Source organism: Streptomyces sp. NPDC057249 (assembly GCF_042669245.1).
Classification (GTDB): Bacteria; Actinomycetota; Actinomycetes; order Streptomycetales; family Streptomycetaceae; genus Streptomyces.
On the sequence record NZ_JBHUXS010000005.1, the window covers coordinates 379,192 to 402,700 of the forward strand.

General features: G+C 69.2%; 26 protein-coding genes. All 26 read left to right on the forward strand.

The window, feature by feature from the left end; all coding sequences use genetic code 11:
* The first annotated feature begins 42 nt into the window (after positions 1–42).
* A complete protein-coding gene (locus ACFUJY_RS12510) occupies positions 43–9,312 on the forward strand; it encodes a DNRLRE domain-containing protein (RefSeq protein WP_383298012.1) in 9,270 nt (3,089 codons plus the stop codon).
* Positions 9,309–9,926 (forward strand): hypothetical protein, encoded by a 618-nt coding sequence (locus ACFUJY_RS12515; RefSeq protein ID WP_383298014.1) that lies wholly within the window; start codon positions 9,309–9,311, stop codon positions 9,924–9,926. The genes ACFUJY_RS12510 and ACFUJY_RS12515 overlap by 4 nt, the downstream gene beginning before the upstream one ends.
* A gap of 91 nt (positions 9,927–10,017) precedes the next feature.
* Entirely contained in the window at positions 10,018–11,076 is a 1,059-nt protein-coding gene (locus ACFUJY_RS12520) for a hypothetical protein (protein ID WP_383298016.1), read from the forward strand.
* 427 nt (positions 11,077–11,503) lie between these two features.
* On the forward strand, positions 11,504–11,812 hold the full coding sequence (gene rpsJ / locus ACFUJY_RS12525) for a 30S ribosomal protein S10 (RefSeq protein WP_003948644.1): 309 nt from the start codon (positions 11,504–11,506) through the stop codon (positions 11,810–11,812).
* A 13-nt stretch (positions 11,813–11,825) separates the two neighbouring features.
* The gene (gene rplC / locus ACFUJY_RS12530; RefSeq protein WP_018101228.1) at positions 11,826–12,470 is read left to right on the forward strand and encodes a 50S ribosomal protein L3; all 645 of its coding nucleotides are present in this window, start codon (positions 11,826–11,828) and stop codon (positions 12,468–12,470) included.
* A 4-nt stretch (positions 12,471–12,474) separates the two neighbouring features.
* On the forward strand, positions 12,475–13,125 hold the full coding sequence (gene rplD / locus ACFUJY_RS12535) for a 50S ribosomal protein L4 (protein ID WP_111337409.1): 651 nt from the start codon (positions 12,475–12,477) through the stop codon (positions 13,123–13,125).
* On the forward strand, positions 13,125–13,448 hold the full coding sequence (gene rplW, locus ACFUJY_RS12540) for a 50S ribosomal protein L23 (protein ID WP_111337412.1): 324 nt from the start codon (positions 13,125–13,127) through the stop codon (positions 13,446–13,448). Before rplD ends, rplW begins: the two co-directional genes overlap by 1 nt.
* A gap of 38 nt (positions 13,449–13,486) precedes the next feature.
* Positions 13,487–14,323 carry a 50S ribosomal protein L2 gene (gene rplB / locus ACFUJY_RS12545; protein ID WP_073964434.1) on the forward strand — a complete coding sequence of 279 codons (837 nt, stop codon included), beginning with the start codon at positions 13,487–13,489 and terminating at the stop codon, positions 14,321–14,323.
* Between the two features lie 12 nt (positions 14,324–14,335).
* Positions 14,336–14,617 carry a 30S ribosomal protein S19 gene (gene rpsS / locus ACFUJY_RS12550; protein WP_073964433.1) on the forward strand — a complete coding sequence of 94 codons (282 nt, stop codon included), beginning with the start codon at positions 14,336–14,338 and terminating at the stop codon, positions 14,615–14,617.
* Between the two features lie 40 nt (positions 14,618–14,657).
* Entirely contained in the window at positions 14,658–15,005 is a 348-nt protein-coding gene (gene rplV / locus ACFUJY_RS12555) for a 50S ribosomal protein L22 (RefSeq protein ID WP_004571827.1), read from the forward strand.
* Positions 15,005–15,841 carry a 30S ribosomal protein S3 gene (rpsC, locus tag ACFUJY_RS12560; protein ID WP_018101223.1) on the forward strand — a complete coding sequence of 279 codons (837 nt, stop codon included), beginning with the start codon at positions 15,005–15,007 and terminating at the stop codon, positions 15,839–15,841. Before rplV ends, rpsC begins: the two co-directional genes overlap by 1 nt.
* Before the next feature lie 5 nt (positions 15,842–15,846).
* A complete protein-coding gene (gene rplP, locus ACFUJY_RS12565) occupies positions 15,847–16,266 on the forward strand; it encodes a 50S ribosomal protein L16 (protein ID WP_018101222.1) in 420 nt (139 codons plus the stop codon).
* Positions 16,266–16,490 carry a 50S ribosomal protein L29 gene (gene rpmC, locus ACFUJY_RS12570; RefSeq protein WP_014047786.1) on the forward strand — a complete coding sequence of 75 codons (225 nt, stop codon included), beginning with the start codon at positions 16,266–16,268 and terminating at the stop codon, positions 16,488–16,490. The genes rplP and rpmC overlap by 1 nt, the downstream gene beginning before the upstream one ends.
* A complete protein-coding gene (gene rpsQ / locus ACFUJY_RS12575; protein WP_136317111.1) occupies positions 16,490–16,774 on the forward strand; it encodes a 30S ribosomal protein S17 in 285 nt (94 codons plus the stop codon). The genes rpmC and rpsQ overlap by 1 nt, the downstream gene beginning before the upstream one ends.
* A gap of 101 nt (positions 16,775–16,875) precedes the next feature.
* A complete protein-coding gene (gene rplN / locus ACFUJY_RS12580) occupies positions 16,876–17,244 on the forward strand; it encodes a 50S ribosomal protein L14 (protein ID WP_003966950.1) in 369 nt (122 codons plus the stop codon).
* 2 nt (positions 17,245–17,246) lie between these two features.
* Positions 17,247–17,570 carry a 50S ribosomal protein L24 gene (rplX, locus tag ACFUJY_RS12585; protein ID WP_003966949.1) on the forward strand — a complete coding sequence of 108 codons (324 nt, stop codon included), beginning with the start codon at positions 17,247–17,249 and terminating at the stop codon, positions 17,568–17,570.
* On the forward strand, positions 17,570–18,127 hold the full coding sequence (gene rplE, locus ACFUJY_RS12590) for a 50S ribosomal protein L5 (RefSeq protein WP_018101220.1): 558 nt from the start codon (positions 17,570–17,572) through the stop codon (positions 18,125–18,127). The genes rplX and rplE overlap by 1 nt, the downstream gene beginning before the upstream one ends.
* Positions 18,128–18,129: 2 nt before the next feature.
* Entirely contained in the window at positions 18,130–18,315 is a 186-nt protein-coding gene (locus ACFUJY_RS12595) for a type Z 30S ribosomal protein S14 (protein ID WP_003948630.1), read from the forward strand.
* A gap of 224 nt (positions 18,316–18,539) precedes the next feature.
* The gene (gene rpsH, locus ACFUJY_RS12600; RefSeq protein WP_018101219.1) at positions 18,540–18,938 is read left to right on the forward strand and encodes a 30S ribosomal protein S8; all 399 of its coding nucleotides are present in this window, start codon (positions 18,540–18,542) and stop codon (positions 18,936–18,938) included.
* 21 nt (positions 18,939–18,959) lie between these two features.
* Positions 18,960–19,499, forward strand: a complete 540-nt coding sequence (rplF, locus tag ACFUJY_RS12605) for a 50S ribosomal protein L6 (RefSeq protein ID WP_018101218.1) — start codon at positions 18,960–18,962, stop codon at positions 19,497–19,499.
* A 2-nt stretch (positions 19,500–19,501) separates the two neighbouring features.
* Positions 19,502–19,885, forward strand: a complete 384-nt coding sequence (gene rplR, locus ACFUJY_RS12610; RefSeq protein WP_111337428.1) for a 50S ribosomal protein L18 — start codon at positions 19,502–19,504, stop codon at positions 19,883–19,885.
* A 46-nt stretch (positions 19,886–19,931) separates the two neighbouring features.
* Complete coding sequence (gene rpsE / locus ACFUJY_RS12615; protein WP_018101216.1) at positions 19,932–20,537, forward strand: 30S ribosomal protein S5; 606 nt, start codon at positions 19,932–19,934, stop codon at positions 20,535–20,537.
* On the forward strand, positions 20,537–20,719 hold the full coding sequence (gene rpmD / locus ACFUJY_RS12620; RefSeq protein ID WP_003966943.1) for a 50S ribosomal protein L30: 183 nt from the start codon (positions 20,537–20,539) through the stop codon (positions 20,717–20,719). The genes rpsE and rpmD overlap by 1 nt, the downstream gene beginning before the upstream one ends.
* Before the next feature lies 1 nt (position 20,720).
* A complete protein-coding gene (gene rplO / locus ACFUJY_RS12625; protein WP_018101215.1) occupies positions 20,721–21,176 on the forward strand; it encodes a 50S ribosomal protein L15 in 456 nt (151 codons plus the stop codon).
* 223 nt (positions 21,177–21,399) lie between these two features.
* Positions 21,400–22,722, forward strand: coding sequence for a preprotein translocase subunit SecY (gene secY / locus ACFUJY_RS12630; protein ID WP_383298022.1), 1,323 nt, complete (start codon positions 21,400–21,402; stop codon positions 22,720–22,722).
* Complete coding sequence (locus tag ACFUJY_RS12635) at positions 22,722–23,381, forward strand: adenylate kinase (RefSeq protein ID WP_383298023.1); 660 nt, start codon at positions 22,722–22,724, stop codon at positions 23,379–23,381. Before secY ends, ACFUJY_RS12635 begins: the two co-directional genes overlap by 1 nt.
* Positions 23,382–23,509 lie beyond the last annotated feature (128 nt).

Consider the following 23,509-nt stretch of genomic DNA (forward strand, 5'->3'; position numbering starts at 1 on the left):
TCCCCATGGGTGGGCGGTCGGTCTTCGGTTTGAAGGAGTTCCGTGCCCAGCCGCCCCCGCCCCCGTCCGCATGCGGTCTTCCGGCACCCCCTCCGGTGGCGTTCCTCGCGCGCCGCCGCCCTGACGGCCGGCAGTGTGTTCCTGGCGCTCGGCGCGACTCTGCTGCCGGCCCCCGCCCTGACGCCGTTCGCGCGCGCCGCCGACGCCGCCGCGCCCTGGTCCGACACCGAGCCGCCCGCCCAGCGCACCGGCACCGCGGCGGGCCGCGACCACGAGGTCGCCGCCGCCCGCACCGACGCCACCGGCGGCAACGACCTGGACCCGGCGGACTTGGAGGCCGGTGACGGCGCCCTGCCGCTGCACGACGGGGGCAACGGGTTCACGACGGTCGAGCCGGAGGCGGCGCAGACCGCCCTCGAACCGGGAACCGAGACCGCCGACGCGGACGGCGCGACCGGCTACGACCCGGACAAGAGCATCGAGATACCCGCTGAACGGACGGCCACGTCCAAGGAGTTCGGCAACCCCGACGGCACCCGCACCACCCGGGTCTACACCGAGCCCGTGCACTACGAGGACGCCGCCGGGACCTGGCAGGACATCGACACCTCGCTGGTCCCGGCCGACCAGGCCAAGGGCGCCCCCGAGGCCGCGAAGGCGGACGGCGACCGGCTCGCCGCCGCCTCCGACGACACCGGACTCACGCTCGCCCCGCAGGGCGACGACCCGGCCCTGGCCCGGCTGACCCTGGACGAGGGCGAGCACGCGGTCGGCTTCGGGCTCGACGGCGCGTCGGACACCACCGCGCGGGTCGACGGCGACACCGCGCACTACGCCGGTATCCGGCCGGGCGCGGACGTGACCCTTCAGGCGACGCACGGCGCGGTCAAGGAGACCCTCGTCCTCGACTCGTCCGACGCGCCGCACGTCTGGACGTTCCCGCTCGCCCTCGACGGGCTCACCCCCTCCCTGGACGAGCACGGCGCGGTCCTCCTGAAGGACGCGGACGGCGCCGCCCAGGCCGTCATCCCCAAGGGCTGGATGGAGGACTCCTCGCACGACCCGGAGACCGGCGGCCCCGCCCTCTCCGGCGACGTCGACTACGCCCTCACCGAGCAGGACGGCCACTGGTCGCTGAAGGTCGAACTGGACGACGCGTGGCTCGACGCGCCGGAGCGCGTCTACCCGGTCAAGGTCGACCCGAGCGTGGACGACATCGACAGCAACGGTGACGCCTTCGTCCAGGACTCCTGGCCGGACAGCAACTTCGCCGGCGACGACGAGCTGAAGATCGGCAGCTACGACGGCGGCACCAACCGCGCCATCAGCTATATGCGGTTCAACAACGTCACCAGCAAGCTCAAGAACCGGTACATCCTCAACGCCGACCTGGGCCTGTTCAACGTCTGGTCCTCCAGCTGCAGCGCCCAGAAGATGACGGTCAACCAGGTCACCGGCTCGTGGAGTTCCACCACGGTCACCTGGAACAACCGCCCGCCGAGCCTGGACCACCTGGTCGCCACCGACTCGTTCGCGTACGGCGAGAACTGCGGCGGCTCGAAGTGGCGGACCATCGACCTCGGCAACAAGGGCGTCGACCTCGTCCAGGGCTGGGTCGACGGCTCGATCACCAACAACGGCCTCGCGATCTGGGCCGACTTCGAGAGCTCCGGCCCCTGGAAGCGCTTCGGCAGCGCCAACTCGGCCAACAAGCCGTACCTCAGCGTCACCCACAGCGCCTACGGCGCGCAGTACACCGTCGGGTCCCAGACCGCCCCGCTGACCGGCGGCCAGAGCGGTGAAGTGAACGTCACCGTCAAGAACCTCGGCGACTTCACCTGGGAGCCGCAGGGCTGGAACGAGGTCCGCCTCGGCACCCGCGTCCGCAACTACAGCACCGGCGCCCTCATGGAGCAGAAGGCGTTCACCCGCCTCAACGAGCGCCTGACGCCGGGCGACGACTCGACACTGAGCGCCCGGATACCCCCGCTCCCTCCGGGCAAGTACAAACTCAACTTCGACGTGCAGCGGCTGCGCGACCAGAAGTGGTTCTCCACCGAGAGCGTCCCCGTCGCCACCGTCACCGTCACCTCCCAGGACATCGGCCCTCGCGTCACCGACGTCTACCCGCACCCCGGCGGACAGGTCGGCAGCCTCACCCCGACGCTGTTCATGGACACCGAGACCGTCGACCATTACCCGGCCGGCGCCGCGATCGACCACTACTTCGAGGTCTGCTCGGGCACGGCGGCCACGCCCACGGACTGCGTCAACTCCGGCTGGCAGGCCAAGCGGACCTGGAACGTCCCCGCCTCCGAGCTGACCTGGGGCAAGCAGTACATCTGGCGCGTCAAGGCCCGCGAGAACGGCCTGGCGACCGCGCTCAGCCCCTTCTACACCTTCACTACCGCCGTCGAGCAGCCCGCGATCACCTCGCACCTCGGGGGTCAGGGACCGGCCGGCGACGGCCGCGAGGTCGACCCCGGCATCGGCAACTACACGACCACCGACACCGACGCCACCGTCGCCACGACCGGCCCCGGCCTGACCGTGGCCCGCACCTACAACAGCCGCGACCCGCGCTCCGACAACGCCTTCGGGGCCGGCTGGACCACCCGCTACGACATGCGGATCGCCCCCGACGGGGACGGGACCGGCAACGTCGTCGCCACCCTGCCCACGGGTCGACAGGTCCGCTTCGGCAAGAACCCCGACGGCAGCTACGCACCCCCTTACGGCAGCTTCTCCACCCTCACCTCCGTCACCGGAGGCGGCTGGACGCTGACCGACAAGGACCAGACCTCGTACGTCTTCGACGGCGACGGGCGCCTCACCCGGGTCACCGACTACCGCGACCGCGCCCAGACCCTCACGTACAACACCTCCGGCGAGCTGACCACCGTCACCGCGACCGGTGGACGCGCCCTGCACCTCACCTGGTCCGGCGGCCACGTCAAGACGGTCACCACCGACGCCCCGGCGACCGGCGCCGACCCGCTGACCTGGACGTACACCTACGACGGCGACCGGCTGACCGAGGTCTGCGGGCCCGAGGACACCACCGGGCACTGCACCGCCTACGGCTACGGCGACGGCTCGCACCACCGCACCGTGGTCCACGACGCCGGACCGTTCTCGTACTGGCGCCTGGACGAGAAGGACGGCGCCACCGACGCCGCGAGCGACCTCCCGCTCGACCGCGACGAGCACGCCGCGACGTACCAGGACGTCCAGCTCGGCACCCCCGGCGCGCTCAAGGGCAGCACCGACACCGCCGCCACCTTCAACGGCACCACGTCCTACGTGCAGCTGCCGGACCAGCTGATCTCCGACACCCCGTACCTCACCGCCGAACTGTGGTTCCGCACCACCGGCAGCGGCGTCCTGCTCAGCTACCAGGACCACACCCTCGAAGAGGCCACCACCGGCAAGAACACCCCCGCCCTCTACGTCGGCACCGACGGAAAGCTGCGCGGCGAGTTCTGGAACGGCAAGGCCGCCCCCATCACCTCGGCCACCACCGTCAACGACGGCACTTGGCACCACGCGGCCCTCACCGCCGCCGGCAACACGCAGACGCTCTACCTCGACGGCAAGAAGGCCGGCAGCCTCAGCGGCGACATCACCCAGTACGACCAGCGCTTCGTCTACCTCGGCGCCGGCTACTGGAACGGCTGGCCCGCCACCACCGGCACGATCGGCCACCTCACCGGCGACATCGACGAGGCGGCCGTCTACAGCCGCCCCCTCGGCGCGAGCACCATCGCCCAGCACCACGCCGCCGCCCAGGTCGCCCAGCAGCTCACCGGGGTGACCCTGCCCAGCGGCCGCGTGCACTCGGCGGTCGCGTACGACACCGTGCACGACCGGGTGTCCTCGTACACCGACGCGAACGGAGGCGGCTACACGCTCTCCGACCTCGCGGCGACCGGGACCGACGCCAAGCCCGCCACCGACGACCAGGCCGCCACCGCCGGGACCAGCACCCTCACCGTCACGGTCACCGACCCCCAGAAGCGCACGTCCGCGTACACCTACGACCCGCTTCAGGGCAACCGCCTCATCAGCCAGAAGGACACGGCGGGCCACACCGGCACCTTCGCCTACGACACCGGCGGCTTCCTGGCCGCCACCACCGGCCCCGACGGCATCGTCACCCGCTTCGGCAACGACGATCGCGGCAACAAGATCTCCCAGACCACCTGCCGGGACGCCGCCGACGAAGACACCTGCCACACCTCCTACTACAGCTACTACCTCAACGCCGACGACCCGCTCGACCCCCGCAACGACCAGCTCACCGCGGTGCGCGACGCGCGCTCGGCGAACGCGACCGACGACACGTACAAGACGACGTACGGCTACGACAGCCACGGCGACCGGGTCTCCACCACCACCCCGGCCACCCCGGACTTCCCCTCCGGCCGCACCGAGTCCTCCACCTTCACCGACGGCACCGAGCCCGCGGTGGGCGGCGGCACGGTCCCGGCGGGCCTGCTCGCCGACACGACGGACGCCCGGGGCGGGGTGACCGAGCGGGCCTACACCGCGGCGGGCGACCTGGCGCGGGTGACCGATCCGGCGGGCGTCGCCGACACGTACTCCTATGACGCGCTGGGACGCGAGACCGGCAGCACGGTGGTCTCGGACGCCTACCCGGACGGGGTGAACACCACCACGGTCTACGACGGGGAGTCCCGTCCGACCACGGCCACCGGCCCGGTCACCACCAACGAGGTCACCGGCACCGACCAGCAGGCGCGCACCACCTACACCTACGACGAGGACGGCCGGGTCCTGACGGAGTCGGTGGCCGACCTCCTCGGCGGCGCCGCCACCCGCACCACCGAGCGCACCTACGACGCCCACGGCCGGCCCGCCACCCTCACCGGGCCCGAGGGCGGCCGGGAGACGTACGAGTACGACGCCTACGGCCACCAGACCAGCCGCACGATGCCCGGCCGGGGCACGTTCCGGTACACGTACACCGCGCTCGGTCAGCTGGCGACGATGACGCTCGCCGGCTACACGGGCGACCCGAACGACCCGTCCACCGGGCAGGACGTGGTGCTGGACTCCTACGCGTACGACCCGGCAGGCCGCCTGGCCGAGCACACCGACGCGATGGGCCGCACCACCCGTACCACGTACTACGACGACGGGCTCCAGGCCGCGGAGACCCTGGTCGGCTTCCACGACCCGGACGGCTCGACCCGAGACCTGGTGCTGAGCGACCGCACGTACGACGCGGCGGGCCACCTGGTCGGCGAGACCACGGGCAACGGCAAGGTCACCACCGCCTACGAGATCGACGCCGCCGGCCGCACCACCGCGGCGGTCCTGGACCCGTCGGGCCTGGCGCGCCGCACCGCCTACACGTATGACGCCGCGGGTGACGTGCTCACCCGGACGTCCACCGGTGCGGGCGGCACCCGCACCGAACGGGTCACCTTCGAGCGTGACGTCACCGGCGCGGTCACCCGGCAGACCGTCGAGAACGGCGCCGACGACCTGGTCACCACGTACACGGTCGACGACCGGGGTCTCGCGGTCTCGGAGACCTCCCCGCGCGGCAACGCCGCCGGTGCCGACCCGGCCGCGTACACCACGGACTACAGCTACGACGCCCTTGGCCGCCCGACCGGGACGCGCGCGGCCCCGGTGACCGCCGAGACCCGGCAGGACCCGGCGGCGACCGTCCGCCCGACCACCACCGTCGGCTACAACGCCTTCGGCGAGACGGCGGATGTCCGCGACCCGGACGGCCGCGTCACGCACACCACGTACGACCGCCTGGGCCGCGCGACCGGCACCACCCTGCCGTCCTACACCCCGGCAGGCGCCACGACCGCGCTGACCAGCAAGGTCTCCCGCAGTTACAACGAGGCGGGCGACCTGGCGAGCGAGACCGACGCCCTCGGCAGGATCACGACGTACACCTACGACCAGCTGGGCAACCTCGCCGGGGTGGAAGAGCCGGCCCCCTCGGACGGCGCCGCCCACCCGGTCTCCACGTTCACCTACGACCTGCTGGGCGAGCAACTGTCGGCCACCGGTCCCACCGGTGCCCGCACCGAGGCGACGTACGACGACCTCGGCCGCCAGGTCACGGCCACGAAGATCGAACGCCGCCCGGCGCAGGGCGCGTTCACCACGACCCTCGGTTACGACGACGCCGGCAACCTGAGGTCGACGAAGAGCCCGACCGGCCTGACGACGACCGGGACGTACAACACGGCGGGCGACCCGCTCACCGCCACGGACACCGCGGGCGGCGTCACGGCCTACGGCTACGGTCCCACCGGCCTGCCCGTGACGGTGACGACCCCGCAGGGCCGGACCACCCGCACGACGTACGACGCGGCGGGCCGGGCGACCGGGGTCACGGACGAGGACAGCGCGGGCACCGTCCTGCGAACGTCGAGCTCCACCTACGACCCGGACGGCAACCCGACCGGGGTGACGGACGCGCTGGGCCACACGGTCACGCAGACGTTCGACGCACTGGGCCGTCTGACACGGCTGGTCGAGCCGGTCGATGCCGGCACGTCGGTCACGACGACGTACGGCTACGACGCGACCGGTCACCGCACCCGCCTCACCGACGGCCGGAACAACACCACCTGGTACGACTTCACCAGCCACGGATCGCTGGAGTCGGTGGTGGCGCCGTCCACCACCGCCCACCCCGACCTGGCCGACCGCACCTGGACCACGTCGTACGACGCGGCCGACCAGCCGGTGAAGGAGCTCCAGCCGGGCGGCGTCACGGTGCGGCGCACGTTCGACGCGCTGGGCCGGCTGACCGAGGCCACGGGCTCCGGCGCCGAGGCTGCCACCACCCCGGACACCTTCGGCTACGACGCGGCCGGCCGTCTCACCTCGGCGAGCGCGCCCGGCGGCACGGACACCTACAGCTACGACGACCGCGGCGGCCTGCTGTCGGCGGACGGCCCCTCCGGCACGGCGACCTTCGGCTACGACGAGGAGGGCCGCCTCACCACCCGCACGGACGCGGCGGGCCGGGCCACCTTCGGCTACGACACCGCCGGCCGGCTGAAGACGGCCGCCGACCCCCTGACGCAGTCGACGGTGACGTACGGATACGACAGGGCCTCGCGCCTGACGTCGGTGGCGTACGGCGGCACGGGCGCCACCCGCTCGCTGGCCTACGACGCCCTGGACCGCCCCGCCTCGGACGAGGTGAAGTCCCCGGCCGGCACCACGACCGCGTCTACGGCGTACACCTACGACAAGGCGTCCCGCCTCACCGGGAAGACGACAACGGGAACGGCCGGCTCGGGCACCCAGTCCTACGGCTACGACTGGGCGGGCCGCATCACCAGCTGGACCGGTGTCAACGGCACGGTCACCGACTACATCTGGGACGCGGCGGGCAACCGCACCGGCGCGGACGGCGTGACAGCGACATACGACGAGCGCAACCGGCTGCTGGCGGCCGGGGACACCACGTACACGTACTCGGCGCGTGGCACCCGCACCGGCAGCACGGACGGGAGCGGTACGCACGCGGCGACGTTCGACGCGCTGGGCCGGATGATCTCCGCGGACGGCACGGCGTACGCGTACGACGCGCTGGGCCGTCTGGTCACCCGGGACGGTCAGAGCCTGGCCTACGCCGACCAGTCCAACAACCCCGTCGCCACGGCCGCGGGCCTGGTCTTCCGCGACCCCGTGGGCGAGGCGGTGTCCTCGGCCGCCGCCGACGGCACCGACGCGAGCGTGCTGCTGTCGGACGCGCTGCACGGCGACGTGACCGCCGCCGTGGACGCGGCCACGGGTGCCGTGGGCGGCTCGACGGGCTACTCCCCGTTCGGCGAGATCACGGCGCGGTCGGGGGCGGCTGCCCCGCTCGGCTACCAGGGCGAGTACACCGACCCGGACACCGGGCAGGTGAACATGCACGCCCGCTGGTACGACCCGGCGAACGGCGGCTTCTCCTCCCGCGACTCCTGGACGCTGAACCCGGTGCCGTCCGTCAACGCGAACCGGTACGGGTACGGCGGCGGTGACCCGCTGGGCAACACGGACCCGAGCGGACACTGCTTCGGTGTCTGCGTCGCGATCGGCTTCTCGGTGGCGCTGTTGGCGACGGCCGTCGCGACGGGCGCGGGGACCGGCGCCAAGCAGTCGCAGGGCGCGAGCTGGACCCAGGGCAGTAGCTGGAAGCAGTCCTGGGACAACGAGAAGCGGGGCGCCGGCCTGTTCTGGAGGGGCATCCGCAACCTGTTCGGCAGCCAGAAGACCCACCGTACGGAGAGCGGTCCGGGAGGCTACACCTCCCTGTTCCCGAACCTGTCGGGCGCGATCCGGGCGCAGGCGGAGGCGCAGGCCCGTGCCGCCGCCCGGGCGAACCGCGGCAGTCGCAACGGCAACGGTTCCAGCTCCGGCGGTGGCAGTGGATACGGCGGCGGCTACGGCGGCGGAGCCATCGGCGTCGGAGGCACCGGCCCCTGCGTCTGGAACTGCTTCGTCGAACAGGGCCCCCCGCCGCCTCCGCCCCCGCCGCCGTGGGACGAGCTGATCAAGGACGCGCTGTCCACCGAGACGGCACGGCCGACCGCGGACGCCGCCGTCGACGAGGAGCACCAGAAGTTCGTCGACGACGCCTTCACCCGGGCGCAGAAGGACCTCGGGCTCACCGACAAGGAACTGCGCAGGTACTTCAAGTACTTCCCGACCCTTAAGGACAACGCGGAGTTCCGCGAGGAGTTCAAGAACTTCCTGGCCGGGTGGAACGATCAGCCGGGCAACTGCATGCGCGGCGGCAACACGTCCTCCATCTACTACATGCCGCTCGACTCCGCGAACGGAAACCGGGCCACGGGAGCCGTCGCCTGCTTGGGTGCCGATGCCGTCGACTACCGAGGGCGGGGCAGGAAGGCCGATCCGAACAAGGAAACGGAGATCATGGGCGGCGACACCGCACGAGGCCGTGGCACGGACCGCACCAACCCGGCCGGCTGGCAGCACCTCGACGGCGCCCGTGGCTGGGCACGTGGACACCTCGTGGGGAGGCAGCTGGGCGGCAACGGCCGGGACCGGCGCAACCTGGTCAAGATGTACAACGCCGCCAACTCCGAGGTGATGGTCACCTATGAGGAGACCGTGCGCGCGAGGCTCGACGCGGGGGAGAAGATCTTCTACGCCTCCATCCCGCAGTACGACGGTGGCAATCCCGTGCCCAAGACCATCGACCTATACGCTCTGGGCAATAAGGGGTCCTTCTCGCACTGGACCGTGTACAACACGCCGAACGGCCTTCCACCCGCCGCTGGAGGCACACCGTGAGCATCGAGCACCTGGCCCGTGACGCCGGGCTCACCGCTCCCCGTCGCTTCCAGGTGGACTGGGACCGCGCCGAAGCTGCTGTCGGTACGCGGCTGCCGGCGGACTACAAGGAGTATGTGTACTGGTTCGGCCCCGGCGGCTTCGACGACTATCTGATCGTGTGCGTGCCCGGCGTCGAGAACAGCAACACGGAGCTGGCCGCGCACCTCTCCGCGGCGCACGAGGGTGCCCGAGTGCGCGCCCGGCTCACCGGTGCGGCGCCTCGTGTGCCGTTGTTCCCGGAGCCGGGCGGCTGGCTGCCCTGGGGCTTCACCACGGGCGGTGACGGCTTGTACTGGGTCACGTCCGAGGACGCCCCGGATTCCTGGACCGTCGCGGGCCGTCCGGGCCGCGGGTCGGACCTCGCCTTCTTCGACGGGGGCTTCGCCGCGTTCCTGCACACCTTCGTCCGGGACACCGTCGAGATGCCGTTCATCGCCGAGACCGACAGCGAGGTACCGATCGCCTTCGAGCCCCACGACGGTACGTGGCTGGGCGGCGCGGGCACGCGCCTGGAGGCGTACGGCCGCTTCGAGGAGCCCCCGGGAACACATCCGGCCGACCTGGCCCCGTGACGATGACCTGAGCGCCGGGGGCCGAAGGCGACTGCCCCGGCCTGCGCGCCGCCCCGTACCCTGAATCCCCCTCCCAGCGGAAGAGCCGCCCATGAGCACCGTCATACCCCCCGAGCATCCCGGCGACCGACCCGGCGAGGGGCCGGGGGCGGGGCACCGGCGGCTGTGGCGGCGGAAGCAGGCGCCGGAGCCGGTGCTCCCGCCGGGCTGGCGCACCGGTCCCGCCTGGCAGGAGCTGAACGGGCGGCGGGGCCGGCTCCGGACGGTGCGCACGGTGTCCGTACTGGCGCTGGTGGCGGGGGTCGCCCTGGTCGCCGTACGGCCGGCGCTGCTGCTGGACCGGCTGCCCGGGCACCGCGCCGACGCCTCGCCGCTGCCCGCCGAGACCGCGCGGCCGGACGCCGCCCCGGCGGCCCGGGCGGGGCTGCCCGACCGCGCGCACCCGTTCCGGGGGTCGCCCGCCGAGCGGTGGGCCTCCGGGGCCGACGCCATCGTGCTGCCGGAGGCGAAGGCGGTGGGCGGGATGAGCGAGGCGGACGTGGCGCTCGCCCTGCGCCTGACCAAGGAGTTCCTGGTCGGCACCAATCTGGACCCGGCCGTGCTGCGCGGCGGTGAGCCCACGGCCGCGATGGCCCTGCTCGACCCGAAGGACTGGGACACGCTGCCGGAGCTGCGGCGCTCCCTGCGCGACCCGGACGAGAGGCACGACCCGCTGGACCTGGTCACCCGCTTCGACCCGGACGAGGTGGCGCCGGCCGGTGACGTGGTCCGGGTGCGGGGGCGGATGACGTTCGGCGCGGGGAAGCAGGGCGAGGTGCGGGTGCACGCGGACTACACGTTCGTCTACCCGCTGGTACGGGCCGGCGGAGGCGGCTCCGTGACGCGGACGATCGTCCGCCGGGACGTGAAGGCTTCCCTGATGGATCCGGCCCGGTGGCTGGTGACCCGGGGCAAGCTCAACCTGGGCTGGCGCACCAGCGAGGTCGGCAACACCGCGTGCGGGGTGTACGACGGGTACTACCACCCGGAATTCGAGGACGGCCCCCACTCCGGTGCCCCCGCCGACGGCCCCGCCGTGGACCCGTACGACCGCCACCGCTCCTTGGGGGTGCCGGAAGACGGCCGCTGCGGAACGACCACCCGCACCTGAGCCGAGGGCGACGCGAGGCCCCCCGATGCGCGCCCGCGTTTGAGCATCCACTCGGCCGGGGTAAGATCCCCGGCCCGATTGGCCAGGCTCGCAGCCCGTATGGCACACTAGCCAGGTTGCTCGGTTGAGTGTCAATGCTGCGCGCCTCCCGCCGGGAGGACCGGAAGCGAGTCCCACAGTACTCGTCGGCCCCATGCGGGCCGGACGTACGGGAATCTTCCGGGAAGCGTAAGTGGGGCACCGGCCAGGCACCCGGTGGGGTTTCACCCCCGGCAGCGTGGTATTCGGCCCGCACCCCCTTGGTTGGGAAATCCTTCGGGATTTCTGCGTAGAGGGGATGCGACACGCCCGACCGCGTGGGTCGGAGGCGGAGTTACCGAACCCCGGGTTCCAGAGCGTTAAACGAGAGACAGGACTACTAGTAGCCATGGCGGGACAGAAGATCCGCATCCGGCTCAAGGCCTACGACCACGAGGTCATCGACTCCTCGGCGAAGAAGATCGTCGAGACGGTGACCCGCACTGGTGCGTCGGTCGCGGGCCCGGTGCCGCTGCCCACTGAGAAGAACGTGTACTGCGTCATCAAGTCGCCGCACAAGTACAAGGACTCTCGCGAGCACTTCGAGATGCGCACGCACAAGCGCCTCATCGACATCCTCGACCCCACGCCGAAGACGGTTGACTCGCTGATGCGCCTCGACCTGCCGGCGGGCGTCGACATCGAGATCAAGCTCTGAGGGGACGGCCGAGATGAGCAAGAACATCAAGGGCGTCCTGGGCGAGAAGCTCGGCATGACCCAGGTCTGGGACGAGAACAACCGGGTCGTCCCGGTGACCGTCGTCAAGGCCGGTCCGTGCGTCGTGACGCAGGTCCGTACGAACGACAGCGACGGCTACGAGTCGGTGCAGATCGCCTTCGGCGAGATCGACCCGCGCAAGGTGAACAAGCCCCTCAAGGGTCACTTCGCCAAGGCCGACGTCACCCCGCGCCGCCACCTGGTGGAGATCCGCACCCCTGACGCGAGCGAGTACACGCTCGGCCAGGAGATCAATGCCGAGGTGTTCGAGTCCGGCGTCAAGGTCGACGTCACGGGCAAGAGCAAGGGCAAGGGCTTCGCCGGTGTCATGAAGCGTCACAACTTCCGGGGCCTCGGCGCCGGTCACGGCGTGCAGCGCAAGCACCGTTCCCCCGGTTCGATCGGTGGCTGCGCCACCCCTGGGCGTGTCTTCAAGGGCATGCGCATGGCCGGTCGGATGGGTAACGAGCGCGTCACCACCCAGAACCTGACCATCCACGCGGTTGACGCGGAGAAGGGTCTGCTGCTCATCAAGGGCGCGGTCCCCGGTCCGAACGGCGGCCTCGTCCTGGTCCGTACCGCGGCCAAGGGGGCTTGAGGTAATGAGCACCATTGACATCCTTTCGCCGGCAGGCGACAAGGCCGGTACCGTCGAGCTCCCCGCGGAGATCTTCGACGCGAAGACCAGCGTTCCGCTGATCCACCAGGTCGTCGTCGCACAGCTGGCAGCTGCCCGTCAGGGCACGCACAAGACCAAGTCCCGTGGCGAGGTCCGCGGTGGTGGGCGCAAGCCGTACCGCCAGAAGGGCACCGGCCGCGCGCGCCAGGGTTCGACCCGTGCGCCGCAGTTCGTCGGCGGTGGCGTCGTCCACGGCCCGCAGCCGCGTGACTACTCGCAGCGCACCCCGAAGAAGATGAAGGCCGCCGCCCTCCGCGGTGCCCTCTCCGACCGGGCGCGTCACTCCCGCATCCACGTCGTCACCGGCGTGGTCGAGGGTGGGATCTCCACGAAGGCCGCCAAGACGCTGTTCGGCAAGATCTCGGAGCGCAAGAACCTGCTCCTGGTCGTCGACCGCAACGACGAGGCCGCGTGGCTCTCCGCACGCAACCTGCCCCAGGTGCACATCCTGGAGCCGGGCCAGCTGAACACGTACGACGTGATCGTCTCTGACGACGTGGTCTTCACCCAGGCCGCCTTCGAGTCCTTCGTGTCTGGCCCCCAGACCGCTGAGACCGAAGGGAGCGACGCCTGATGAGCGAGGCGACCGTTACCAGCAAGACCTACGACGACCCGCGCGACGTTCTCGTCAAGCCGGTTGTCTCGGAGAAGAGCTACGCGCTGCTCGACGAGAACAAGTACACGTTCATCGTCGCGCCGGGCTCCAACAAGACCCAGATCAAGCAGGCCGTCGAGGCGGTCTTCTCGGTCAAGGTCACCGGGGTCAACACGATCAACCGCCAGGGCAAGCGCAAGCGCACCCGCACCGGTTTCGGCAAGCGCGCCGACACCAAGCGCGCCATCGTGACCCTCGCTGAGGGCGACCGTATCGACATCTTCGGCGGCCCGACCTCCTAGTGAGGCCGAGTCGTCCGGAATCGGACGAGGACTGAGAAATGGGTATCCGCAAGTACAAGCCGACGACCCCGGGCCGTCGTGGCTCCAGCGTCGCCGACTTTGTCGAGATCACGCGGTCCACGCCGGAGAAGTCGCTGGTCCGCCCCCTGCACAACAAGGGCGGCCGTAACAACACCGGTCGTGTGACCGTTCGCCACCAGGGTGGTGGCCACAAGCGCGCCTACCGCGTGATCGACTTCCGTCGTCACGACAAGGACGGCGTGCCGGCCAAGGTCGCGCACATCGAGTACGACCCCAACCGCACCGCGCGCATCGCGCTCCTGCACTACGCGGACGGCGAGAAGCGCTACATCATCGCGCCGCGTGGCCTGACGCAGGGCGACCGTGTCGAGAACGGCCCGGCCGCCGACATCAAGCCCGGCAACAACCTGGCGCTGCGCAACATCCCGGTCGGTACGACCATCCACGCCATCGAGCTGCGGCCCGGCGGCGGCGCGAAGTTCGCCCGCTCCGCGGGTGCCTCCGTGCAGCTGCTGGCGAAGGAGGGCACCATGGCCCACCTTCGTATGCCGTCGGGTGAGATCCGCCTGGTCGACGCCCGCTGCCGCGCCACCATCGGCGAGGTCGGCAACGCCGAGCAGTCGAACATCAACTGGGGCAAGGCCGGCCGCATGCGGTGGAAGGGCGTCCGCCCGACCGTCCGTGGTGTCGTCATGAACCCGGTCGACCACCCGCACGGTGGTGGTGAGGGCAAGACCTCCGGTGGCCGTCACCCGGTTTCGCCGTGGGGTAAGAAGGAAGGTCGTACTCGTTCGCCCAAGAAGGCGTCGAACAAGTACATCGTCCGCCGCCGCAAGACGAACAAGAAGCGCTAGGAGCGGGTTTAGATGCCGCGCAGTCTCAAGAAGGGGCCCTTCGTCGACGGCCACCTCGCCAAGAAGGTGGACGCACAGAACGAGGCAGGCACCAAGAACGTCATCAAGACCTGGTCCCGTCGCTCGATGATCGTCCCGGCCATGCTGGGTCACACCATCGCGGTGCACAACGGCAAGATCCACGTCCCGGTGTTCGTCACCGAGTCGATGGTCGGCCACAAGCTCGGCGAGTTCTCGCCGACTCGCACCTTCCGCGGCCACGTCAAGGACGACCGGAAGTCGAAGCGCCGCTAACGCGGGGTGACTGACTATGACTTACACCGAAGGGACAACCATGGAAGCCAGGGCCCAGGCGCGGTACATCCGCGTCACGCCCATGAAGGCCCGCCGCGTGGTGGACCTCATCCGTGGCATGGACGCCACGGAGGCTCAGGCGGTCCTGCGTTTCGCCCCGCAGGCCGCGAGCGTGCCGGTCGGCAAGGTGCTGGACAGCGCCATTGCCAACGCCGCACACAACTACGACCACACCGACGCCTCTTCGCTGGTCATCAGCGAGGCGTACGTGGATGAGGGCCCGACCCTGAAGCGGTTCCGTCCGCGTGCCCAGGGCCGTGCCTACCGGATCCGTAAGCGGACCAGCCACATCACCGTGGTCGTCAGCAGCAAGGAAGGAACCCGGTAATGGGCCAGAAGGTAAACCCGCACGGGTTCCGGCTCGGCATCACCACGGACTTCAAGTCCCGCTGGTACGCCGACAAGCTGTACAAGGACTACGTCAAGGAAGACGTCGCCATTCGTCGCATGATGACGAAGGGCATGGAGCGCGCCGGCATCTCGAAGGTTGAGATCGAGCGCACCCGCGACCGCGTCCGCGTCGACATCCACACCGCTCGCCCGGGCATCGTCATCGGCCGCCGCGGCGCCGAGGCCGACCGCATCCGCGGCGAGCTGGAGAAGCTGACCGGCAAGCAGGTCCAGCTGAACATCCTCGAGGTCAAGAACCCCGAGGTGGACGCTCAGCTGGTGGCCCAGGCCGTCGCCGAGCAGCTCTCCTCCCGCGTCTCCTTCCGTCGTGCCATGCGCAAGAGCATGCAGAGCACGATGAAGGCCGGCGCCAAGGGCATCAAGGTCCAGTGCGGTGGCCGCCTCGGCGGCGCCGAGATGTCCCGCTCGGAGTTCTACCGCGAGGGCCGTGTGCCCCTGCACACGCTCCGCGCGAACGTCGACTACGGCTTCTTCGAGGCCAAGACGACCTTCGGCCGCATCGGCGTGAAGGTCTGGATCTACAAGGGCGACGTCAAGAACATCGCCGAGGTCCGCGCCGAGAACGCTGCTGCCCGTGCGGGCAACCGCCCGGCCCGTGGCGGCGCTGACCGCCCGGCCGGCCGCGGTGGCCGCGGTGGCGAGCGTGGCGGCCGCGGCCGCAAGCCGCAGCAGTCGGCTCCGGCCGCCGAGGCCCCCAAGGCCGAGGCGACCGCCGCTGCTCCGGCTGCTGAGAGCACCGGAACGGAGGCCTGACCGAAATGCTGATCCCCCGTAGGGTCAAGCACCGCAAGCAGCACCACCCGAAGCGCAGCGGCATGTCCAAGGGTGGCACGCAGGTTGCGTTCGGCGAGTACGGCATCCAGGCGCTGACCCCGGCGTACGTGACGAACCGTCAGATCGAGTCCGCTCGTATCGCCATGACGCGTCACATCAAGCGTGGCGGCAAGGTCTGGATCAACATCTACCCGGACCGTCCCCTCACCAAGAAGCCTGCCGAGACCCGCATGGGTTCCGGTAAGGGTTCCCCGGAGTGGTGGATCGCCAACGTCAAGCCCGGACGCGTCATGTTCGAGCTGTCGTACCCCAACGAGAAGATCGCCCGTGAGGCGCTGACTCGTGCGGCCCACAAGCTGCCGATGAAGTGCCGGATCGTCAAGCGCGAGGCAGGTGAAGCGTGATGTCGGCCGGTACCAAGGCGTCCGAGCTGCGCGAGCTGGGCAACGAGGAGCTCCTCAACAAGCTCCGCGAGGCCAAGGAAGAGCTGTTCAACCTCCGCTTCCAGGCGGCGACGGGCCAGCTCGAGAACCACGGTCGGCTCAAGTCCGTCCGTAAGGACATCGCCCGGATCTACACCCTGATGCGCGAGCGCGAGCTGGGCATCGAAACGGTGGAGAGCGTCTGATGAGCGAGAACACTGTGACTGAGACCAAGACCGAGCGCGGCTTCCGCAAGACCCGCGAGGGCCTCGTCGTCAGCGACAAGATGGACAAGACCGTCGTCGTCGCCGTCGAGGACCGCGTGAAGCACGCGCTGTACGGCAAGGTCATCCGCCGTACGAACAAGCTCAAGGCCCACGACGAGCAGAACTCCGCCGGTGTCGGCGACCGCGTCCTCCTGATGGAGACCCGGCCGCTGTCCGCCACCAAGCGGTGGCGCATCGTCGAGATCCTCGAGAAGGCCAAGTAATTCCTGAGGGGACTTCCCCTCAGGTCAGTTCCGCCAGGCTCGGCAGGGGCGCCCGTTAGCGGGGCCCCTGCCGGGAACCGGCAGACGATCAGGAGATAGACGTGATCCAGCAGGAGTCGCGACTGCGCGTCGCCGACAACACGGGTGCGAAGGAAATTCTCACCATCCGTGTTCTCGGTGGCTCGGGTCGCCGCTACGCGGGCATCGGTGACGTCATCGTCGCCACCGTCAAGGACGCGATCCCCGGTGGCAACGTGAAGAAGGGTGACGTCGTCAAGGCGGTCATCGTTCGCACCGTCAAGGAGCGTCGTCGCCAGGATGGCTCGTACATCCGCTTCGACGAGAACGCCGCCGTCATTCTGAAGAACGACGGCGACCCCCGCGGCACCCGTATCTTCGGCCCGGTGGGCCGTGAGCTGCGCGAGAAGAAGTTCATGAAGATCATCTCGCTCGCGCCGGAGGTGCTGTAAGCATGAAGATCAAGAAGGGCGACCTGGTACAGGTCATCACCGGTAAGGACAAGGGCAAGCAGGGCAAGGTCATCGTGGCCTACCCCGCTCAGGACCGCGTCCTCGTCGAGGGTGTCAACCGGGTCAAGAAGCACACCAAGGCCGGCCAGACCGCTCGCGGTTCGCAGACCGGTGGCATCGTGACGACCGAGGCCCCGATCCACGTCAGCAACGTGCAGCTGGTTGTTGAGAAGGACGGCAACAAGGTCGTTACCCGCGTCGGCTACCGCTTTGACGACGAGGGCAACAAGATCCGTGTTGCCAAGCGCACCGGTGAGGACATCTGATGACTACCACCACCGCGCCGCGTCTCAAGACGCGCTACCGCGAGGAAATCGCCGGCAAGCTGCGTGAGGAGTTCTCCTACGAGAACGTCATGCAGATCCCCGGTCTGGTCAAGATCGTGGTCAACATGGGTGTGGGCGACGCCGCCCGCGACTCCAAGCTGATCGACGGTGCGGTCAAGGACCTCACCACGATCACCGGTCAGAAGCCGGCCGTCACCAAGGCCCGCAAGTCGATCGCGCAGTTCAAGCTGCGCGAGGGGCAGCCGATCGGCTGCCACGTCACCCTCCGCGGTGACCGCATGTGGGAGTTCCTGGACCGTACGCTGTCGCTCGCGCTGCCGCGTATCCGTGACTTCCGCGGCCTGTCGCCCAAGCAGTTCGACGGCCGTGGCAACTACACCTTCGGTCTCACGGAGCAGGTCATGTTCCACGAGATCGACCAGGACAAGATCGACCGGGTCCGGGGCATGGACATCACCGTGGTCACCACGGCGACCAATGACGACGAGGGTCGTGCCCTCCTTCGTCACCTCGGCTTCCCGTTCAAGGAGAACTGACCGTGGCGAAGAAGGCTCTGATCGCTAAGGCCGCCCGCAAGCCGAAGTTCGGCGTCCGGGGTTACACCCGGTGCCAGCGCTGCGGCCGGCCCCACTCCGTCTACCGCAAGTTCGGCCTGTGCCGCGTGTGCCTTCGTGAGATGGCTCACCGTGGCGAGCTGCCGGGCGTGACCAAGAGCTCCTGGTAATTCCCCTCCGCCCTCTGGGCGTTGGGAATCACCGGAGACTCTCGGTAAGCATCTGGTCGGCAGGAGCCCGGCCCCGCATGCCGTAGGCTTGCAGGGTTGGGCGCCTGCCGCCCATGACCGACTTACTACGCCGTAGGTCCCCGCACCGCACCCGTCCCGCCTCTGAGCGGGGAGAGGGATGGCGCATACAGGAAACCCCGGCGAGAGAGGCCGAAGGCCAACTCATGACCATGACTGATCCCATCGCAGACATGCTCACGCGTCTGCGCAACGCGAACTCGGCGTATCACGACGACGTCGTGATGCCGCACAGCAAGATCAAGTCGCACATCGCGGAGATCCTCCAGCAGGAGGGCTTCATCACCGGCTGGAAGGTCGAGGACGCCGAGGTCGGCAAGAACCTCGTCCTCCAGCTGAAGTTCGGCCCGAACCGCGAGCGCTCGATCGCCGGCATCAAGCGCATCTCGAAGCCGGGTCTGCGTGTCTACGCAAAGTCCACCAACCTGCCGAAGGTCCTCGGCGGCCTGGGCGTGGCGATCATCTCCACGTCCCACGGTCTCCTGACCGGCCAGCAGGCTCAGAAGAAGGGCGTAGGTGGGGAAGTCCTCGCCTACGTCTGGTAGTCGGGAACGGAGGAATAGCTCATGTCGCGAATCGGCAAGCTCCCCATCCAGGTTCCCGCCGGTGTGGACGTCACCATCGACGGCCGTACGGTCAACGTGAAGGGCCCCAAGGGCACCCTCACGCACACCGTTGCGTCTCCGATCGAGGTCACCAAGGGTGAGGACGGCGTCCTGAACGTCGTCCGCCCGAACGACGAGCGTCAGAACAAGGCCCTGCACGGCCTGTCCCGCACGCTGGTGGCGAACATGATCACCGGTGTGACCCAGGGGTACATCAAGGCGCTCGAGATCAGCGGTGTCGGTTACCGCGTCCAGGCGAAGGGCTCCAACCTGGAGTTCGCCCTGGGCTACAGCCACCCGATCCTGATCGAGGCCCCGGAGGGCATCACCTTCAAGGTGGAGACCCCCACGAAGTTCACCGTCGAGGGCATCGACAAGCAGAAGGTCGGCGAGACCGCGGCCAAGATCCGCAAGCTGCGGAAGCCTGACCCGTACAAGGCCAAGGGCGTCAAGTACGCCGGCGAGGTCATCCGCCGCAAGGTCGGAAAGGCTGGTAAGTAGCCATGGCATACGGCGTGAAGATCGCCAAGGGCGACGCGTACAAGCGCGCGGCTCGCAAGCGGCGCCACATCCGCGTCCGCAAGCACATCTCCGGTTCGCCGGAGCGTCCGCGCCTGGTCGTGACCCGTTCCAACCGTCACATGGTGGCCCAGGTCATCGACGACATCGCGGGCCACACGCTCGCGTCGGCGTCGACCCTGGACGTCTCCATCCGTGGTGGCGAGGGCGACAAGAGCAGCCAGGCCAAGCAGGTCGGCGCCCTGGTCGCCGAGCGTGCCAAGGCCGCAGGCGTCGAGGCCGTCGTGTTTGACCGCGGTGGTAACCAGTACGCCGGGCGGATTGCCGCTCTGGCTGACGCCGCCCGTGAAGCCGGGCTGAAGTTCTAGCCCCGGTTCCTACGCACAGCGGACGTAACAGAGAGAGGTAAATCCAATGGCTGGACCCCAGCGCCGCGGAAGCGGTGCCGGTGGCGGCGAGCGGCGGGACCGGAAGGGCCGTGACGGCGGCGCTGCCGCCGCCGAGAAGACCGCGTACGTCGAGCGCGTCGTCGCGATCAACCGAGTCGCCAAGGTTGTGAAGGGTGGTCGTCGCTTCAGCTTCACCGCGCTGGTCGTGGTGGGCGATGGTGACGGCACCGTCGGTGTCGGTTACGGCAAGGCCAAGGAAGTTCCCGCGGCCATCGCCAAGGGCGTGGAAGAGGCCAAGAAGAACTTCTTCAAGGTCCCGCGTATCCAGGGCACCATCCCTCACCCGATCCAGGGTGAGAAGGCCGCGGGCGTCGTCCTGCTCAAGCCGGCTTCCCCGGGTACCGGTGTGATCGCCGGTGGTCCGGTGCGCGCCGTCCTGGAGTGCGCCGGCGTCCACGACATCCTGTCGAAGTCGCTCGGGTCCTCGAACCCGATCAACATCGTGCACGCGACCGTGGCGGCCCTCCAGGGCCTGCAGCGTCCCGAGGAGATCGCGGCCCGCCGCGGTCTGCCCCTCGAGGACGTCGCCCCCGCGGCCCTGCTTCGTGCGCGTGCGGGAGCGGGTGCGTAATGGCTCGCCTCAAGATCACGCAGACGAAGTCGTACATCGGCAGCAAGCAGAACCACCGCGACACCCTGCGTTCGCTCGGGCTCAAGCGCCTGAACGACTCGGTTGTCAAGGAGGACCGCCCCGAGTTCCGCGGCATGGTGCACACCGTCCGCCACCTCGTGACGGTTGAGGAGGTCGACTGACATGGCGGAGAACAAGCCGCTGAAGGCCCATGACCTCCGGCCTGCCCCGGGCGCCAAGACCGCCAAGACCCGTGTGGGTCGTGGTGAGGCGTCCAAGGGTAAGACCGCTGGCCGTGGCACCAAGGGCACCAAGGCCCGCTACCAGGTTCCGCAGCGCTTCGAGGGTGGGCAGATGCCCCTCCACATGCGTCTGCCGAAGCTCAAGGGCTTCAAGAACCCGTTCCGCACGGAGTACCAGGTCGTGAACCTGGACAAGCTCGCGACGCTCTACCCCGAGGGTGGAGAGGTCACGGTGGCCGACCTGGTCGCCAAGGGTGCCGTGCGCAACAACCACCTCGTCAAGGTCCTCGGACAGGGCGAGATCTCCGTGGCGCTGCAGGTTTCGGTTGACGCCGTCTCCGGCTCCGCCAAGGAGAAGATCACCGCCGCCGGCGGTACCGTCACCGAACTGGTCTGAGACAACTCGGACACTTCGGTGACCTGAACACCCGACCGGGGATGCCCTCTCAAATGGGGCATCCCCGGTTGGTCGTTCCTAGGGGGGCATGTACGCCGGTAAGGTGGCGTCCGTTGCTGTGGTATCCCCTGGGCGCACGCGTCCGGGTCCCTTGGCTTTTACGTATCCGTCGATCCTCAAGACCGTCACCTCTACGCTCTGCGCGGGGGTCGCAGGAGGCACCGTGCTCACCGGCTTCGCCCGGGCGTTCAAGACGCCCGACCTGCGCAAGAAGCTGCTCTTCACTCTCGGCATCATCGTGCTCTACCGCCTCGGGGCCCACATCCCGGTACCGGGCGTGAGCTACGAGAACGTCCAGACCTGTGTTGATCAGGCCAGCAAGGGCAACAACAGCCTCTTCGGCCTGGTGAACATGTTCAGCGGTGGTGCGCTACTGCAGATCACGATCTTCGCGCTCGGCATCATGCCGTACATCACGGCCAGCATCATTCTCCAGCTGCTGACCGTGGTCATCCCCCGACTCGAGGCGCTCAAGAAGGAGGGGCAGTCCGGCCAGGCGAAGATCACGCAGTACACGCGTTATCTGACGGTCGCCCTCGCCATCCTCCAGGGCACCGGCCTGGTCGCCACCGCCCGCAGCGGCGCCCTGTTCAGCGGCTGCCCGGTCGCCGACCAGATCGTCCCGAACGACTCGCTCTTCACGACGATCACGATGGTCATCACGATGACCGCCGGCACCGCCGCCGTCATGTGGCTCGGTGAGCTGATCACCGACCGCGGCATCGGCAACGGCATGTCGATCCTGATGTTCATCTCGATCGCCGCCACCTTCCCGTCCGCCCTCTGGGCCATCAAGACCAGCGGCAAGCTCGCGGACGGCTGGATCGAGTTCGTCGCCGTCATCCTCATCGGCTTCGTCATGGTGGGCCTCGTCGTCTTCGTCGAGCAGGCCCAGCGCCGCGTCCCGGTGCAGTACGCGAAGCGCATGATCGGACGCCGCTCGTACGGCGGCACCTCCACCTACATCCCGCTGAAGGTGAACCAGGCGGGTGTGATCCCCGTCATCTTCGCTTCTTCGCTGCTCTACATCCCCGCCCTGATCGTCCAGTTCTCCAACTCCAAGGCGGGCTGGGCGATCTGGATCCAGGACAACCTGACCAAGGGCGACCACCCCATCTACATGACGGTCTACTTCCTGCTGATCGTGTTCTTCGCCTTCTTCTACGTGGCGATCTCGTTCAACCCCGAGGAAGTGGCCGACAACATGAAGAAGTATGGTGGCTTCATCCCGGGTATCCGGGCTGGTCGACCTACTGCCGAGTACCTGAGCTATGTGCTCAACAGGATCACTTGGCCGGGCTCGCTGTACCTGGGTCTGATCGCTCTGGTGCCGACGATGGCGTTGGCAAGCTTCGGTGGCGGCGCCAACCAGAACTTCCCGTTCGGCGGGACGAGCATCCTCATCATCGTGGGTGTGGGTCTGGAGACCGTGAAGCAGATCGAGAGTCAGCTCCAGCAGCGCAATTACGAAGGGTTCCTCCGCTGATGCGAATCGTCCTCGTCGGCCCGCCGGGTGCCGGCAAGGGAACGCAGGCCGCGTACCTTGCCAAGAACCTGTCGATTCCGCACATCTCCACGGGCGACCTCTTCCGCGCCAACATCAGCCAGGGCACCGACCTTGGCAAGCAGGCCCGCGCCTACATGGACGCGGGGCAGCTGGTGCCGGACGAGGTGACGAACGGGATGGCCAAGGACCGCATGTCCCAGCCGGACGCGGTCGACGGCTTCCTGCTCGACGGCTTCCCGCGCAACGTGGGCCAGGCCGAAGCCCTGGACGTGATGCTCAAGGACGAGGGCGTGAAGCTGGACGCCGTACTCGACCTGGAGGTCCCCGAGGACGAGGTCGTGAAGCGGATCGCGGGTCGCCGCATCTGCCGCAACGACAGCGCGCACGTCTTCCACCTCACGTACAACCCGCCGAAGACCGAGGGCGTCTGCGACACCTGCGGCGGCGAGCTGTACCAGCGCGACGACGACACCGAGGAGACGGTGCGTACCCGGCTGGAGGTCTACCACACGCAGACCGAGCCGATCATCGACTACTACCGGGCGCAGAACCTGGTGGTCACCATCTCCGCACTCGGGAAGGTCACCGATGTGACCGACCGGGCCATGGAGGCGCTGAAGAAGTCCGCGGACGACTGAGCGCCCCCACCCCCGCAGTACGAGCCGGCCGCGGCGTCCGCGGACGCCGCGGCCGACTGCGTGCCGCCGGGAATGGCGGACGCCCCGCCCCCCCGGCCGCGCCCACCCGGAAGGCGGCGCCCCCAGGG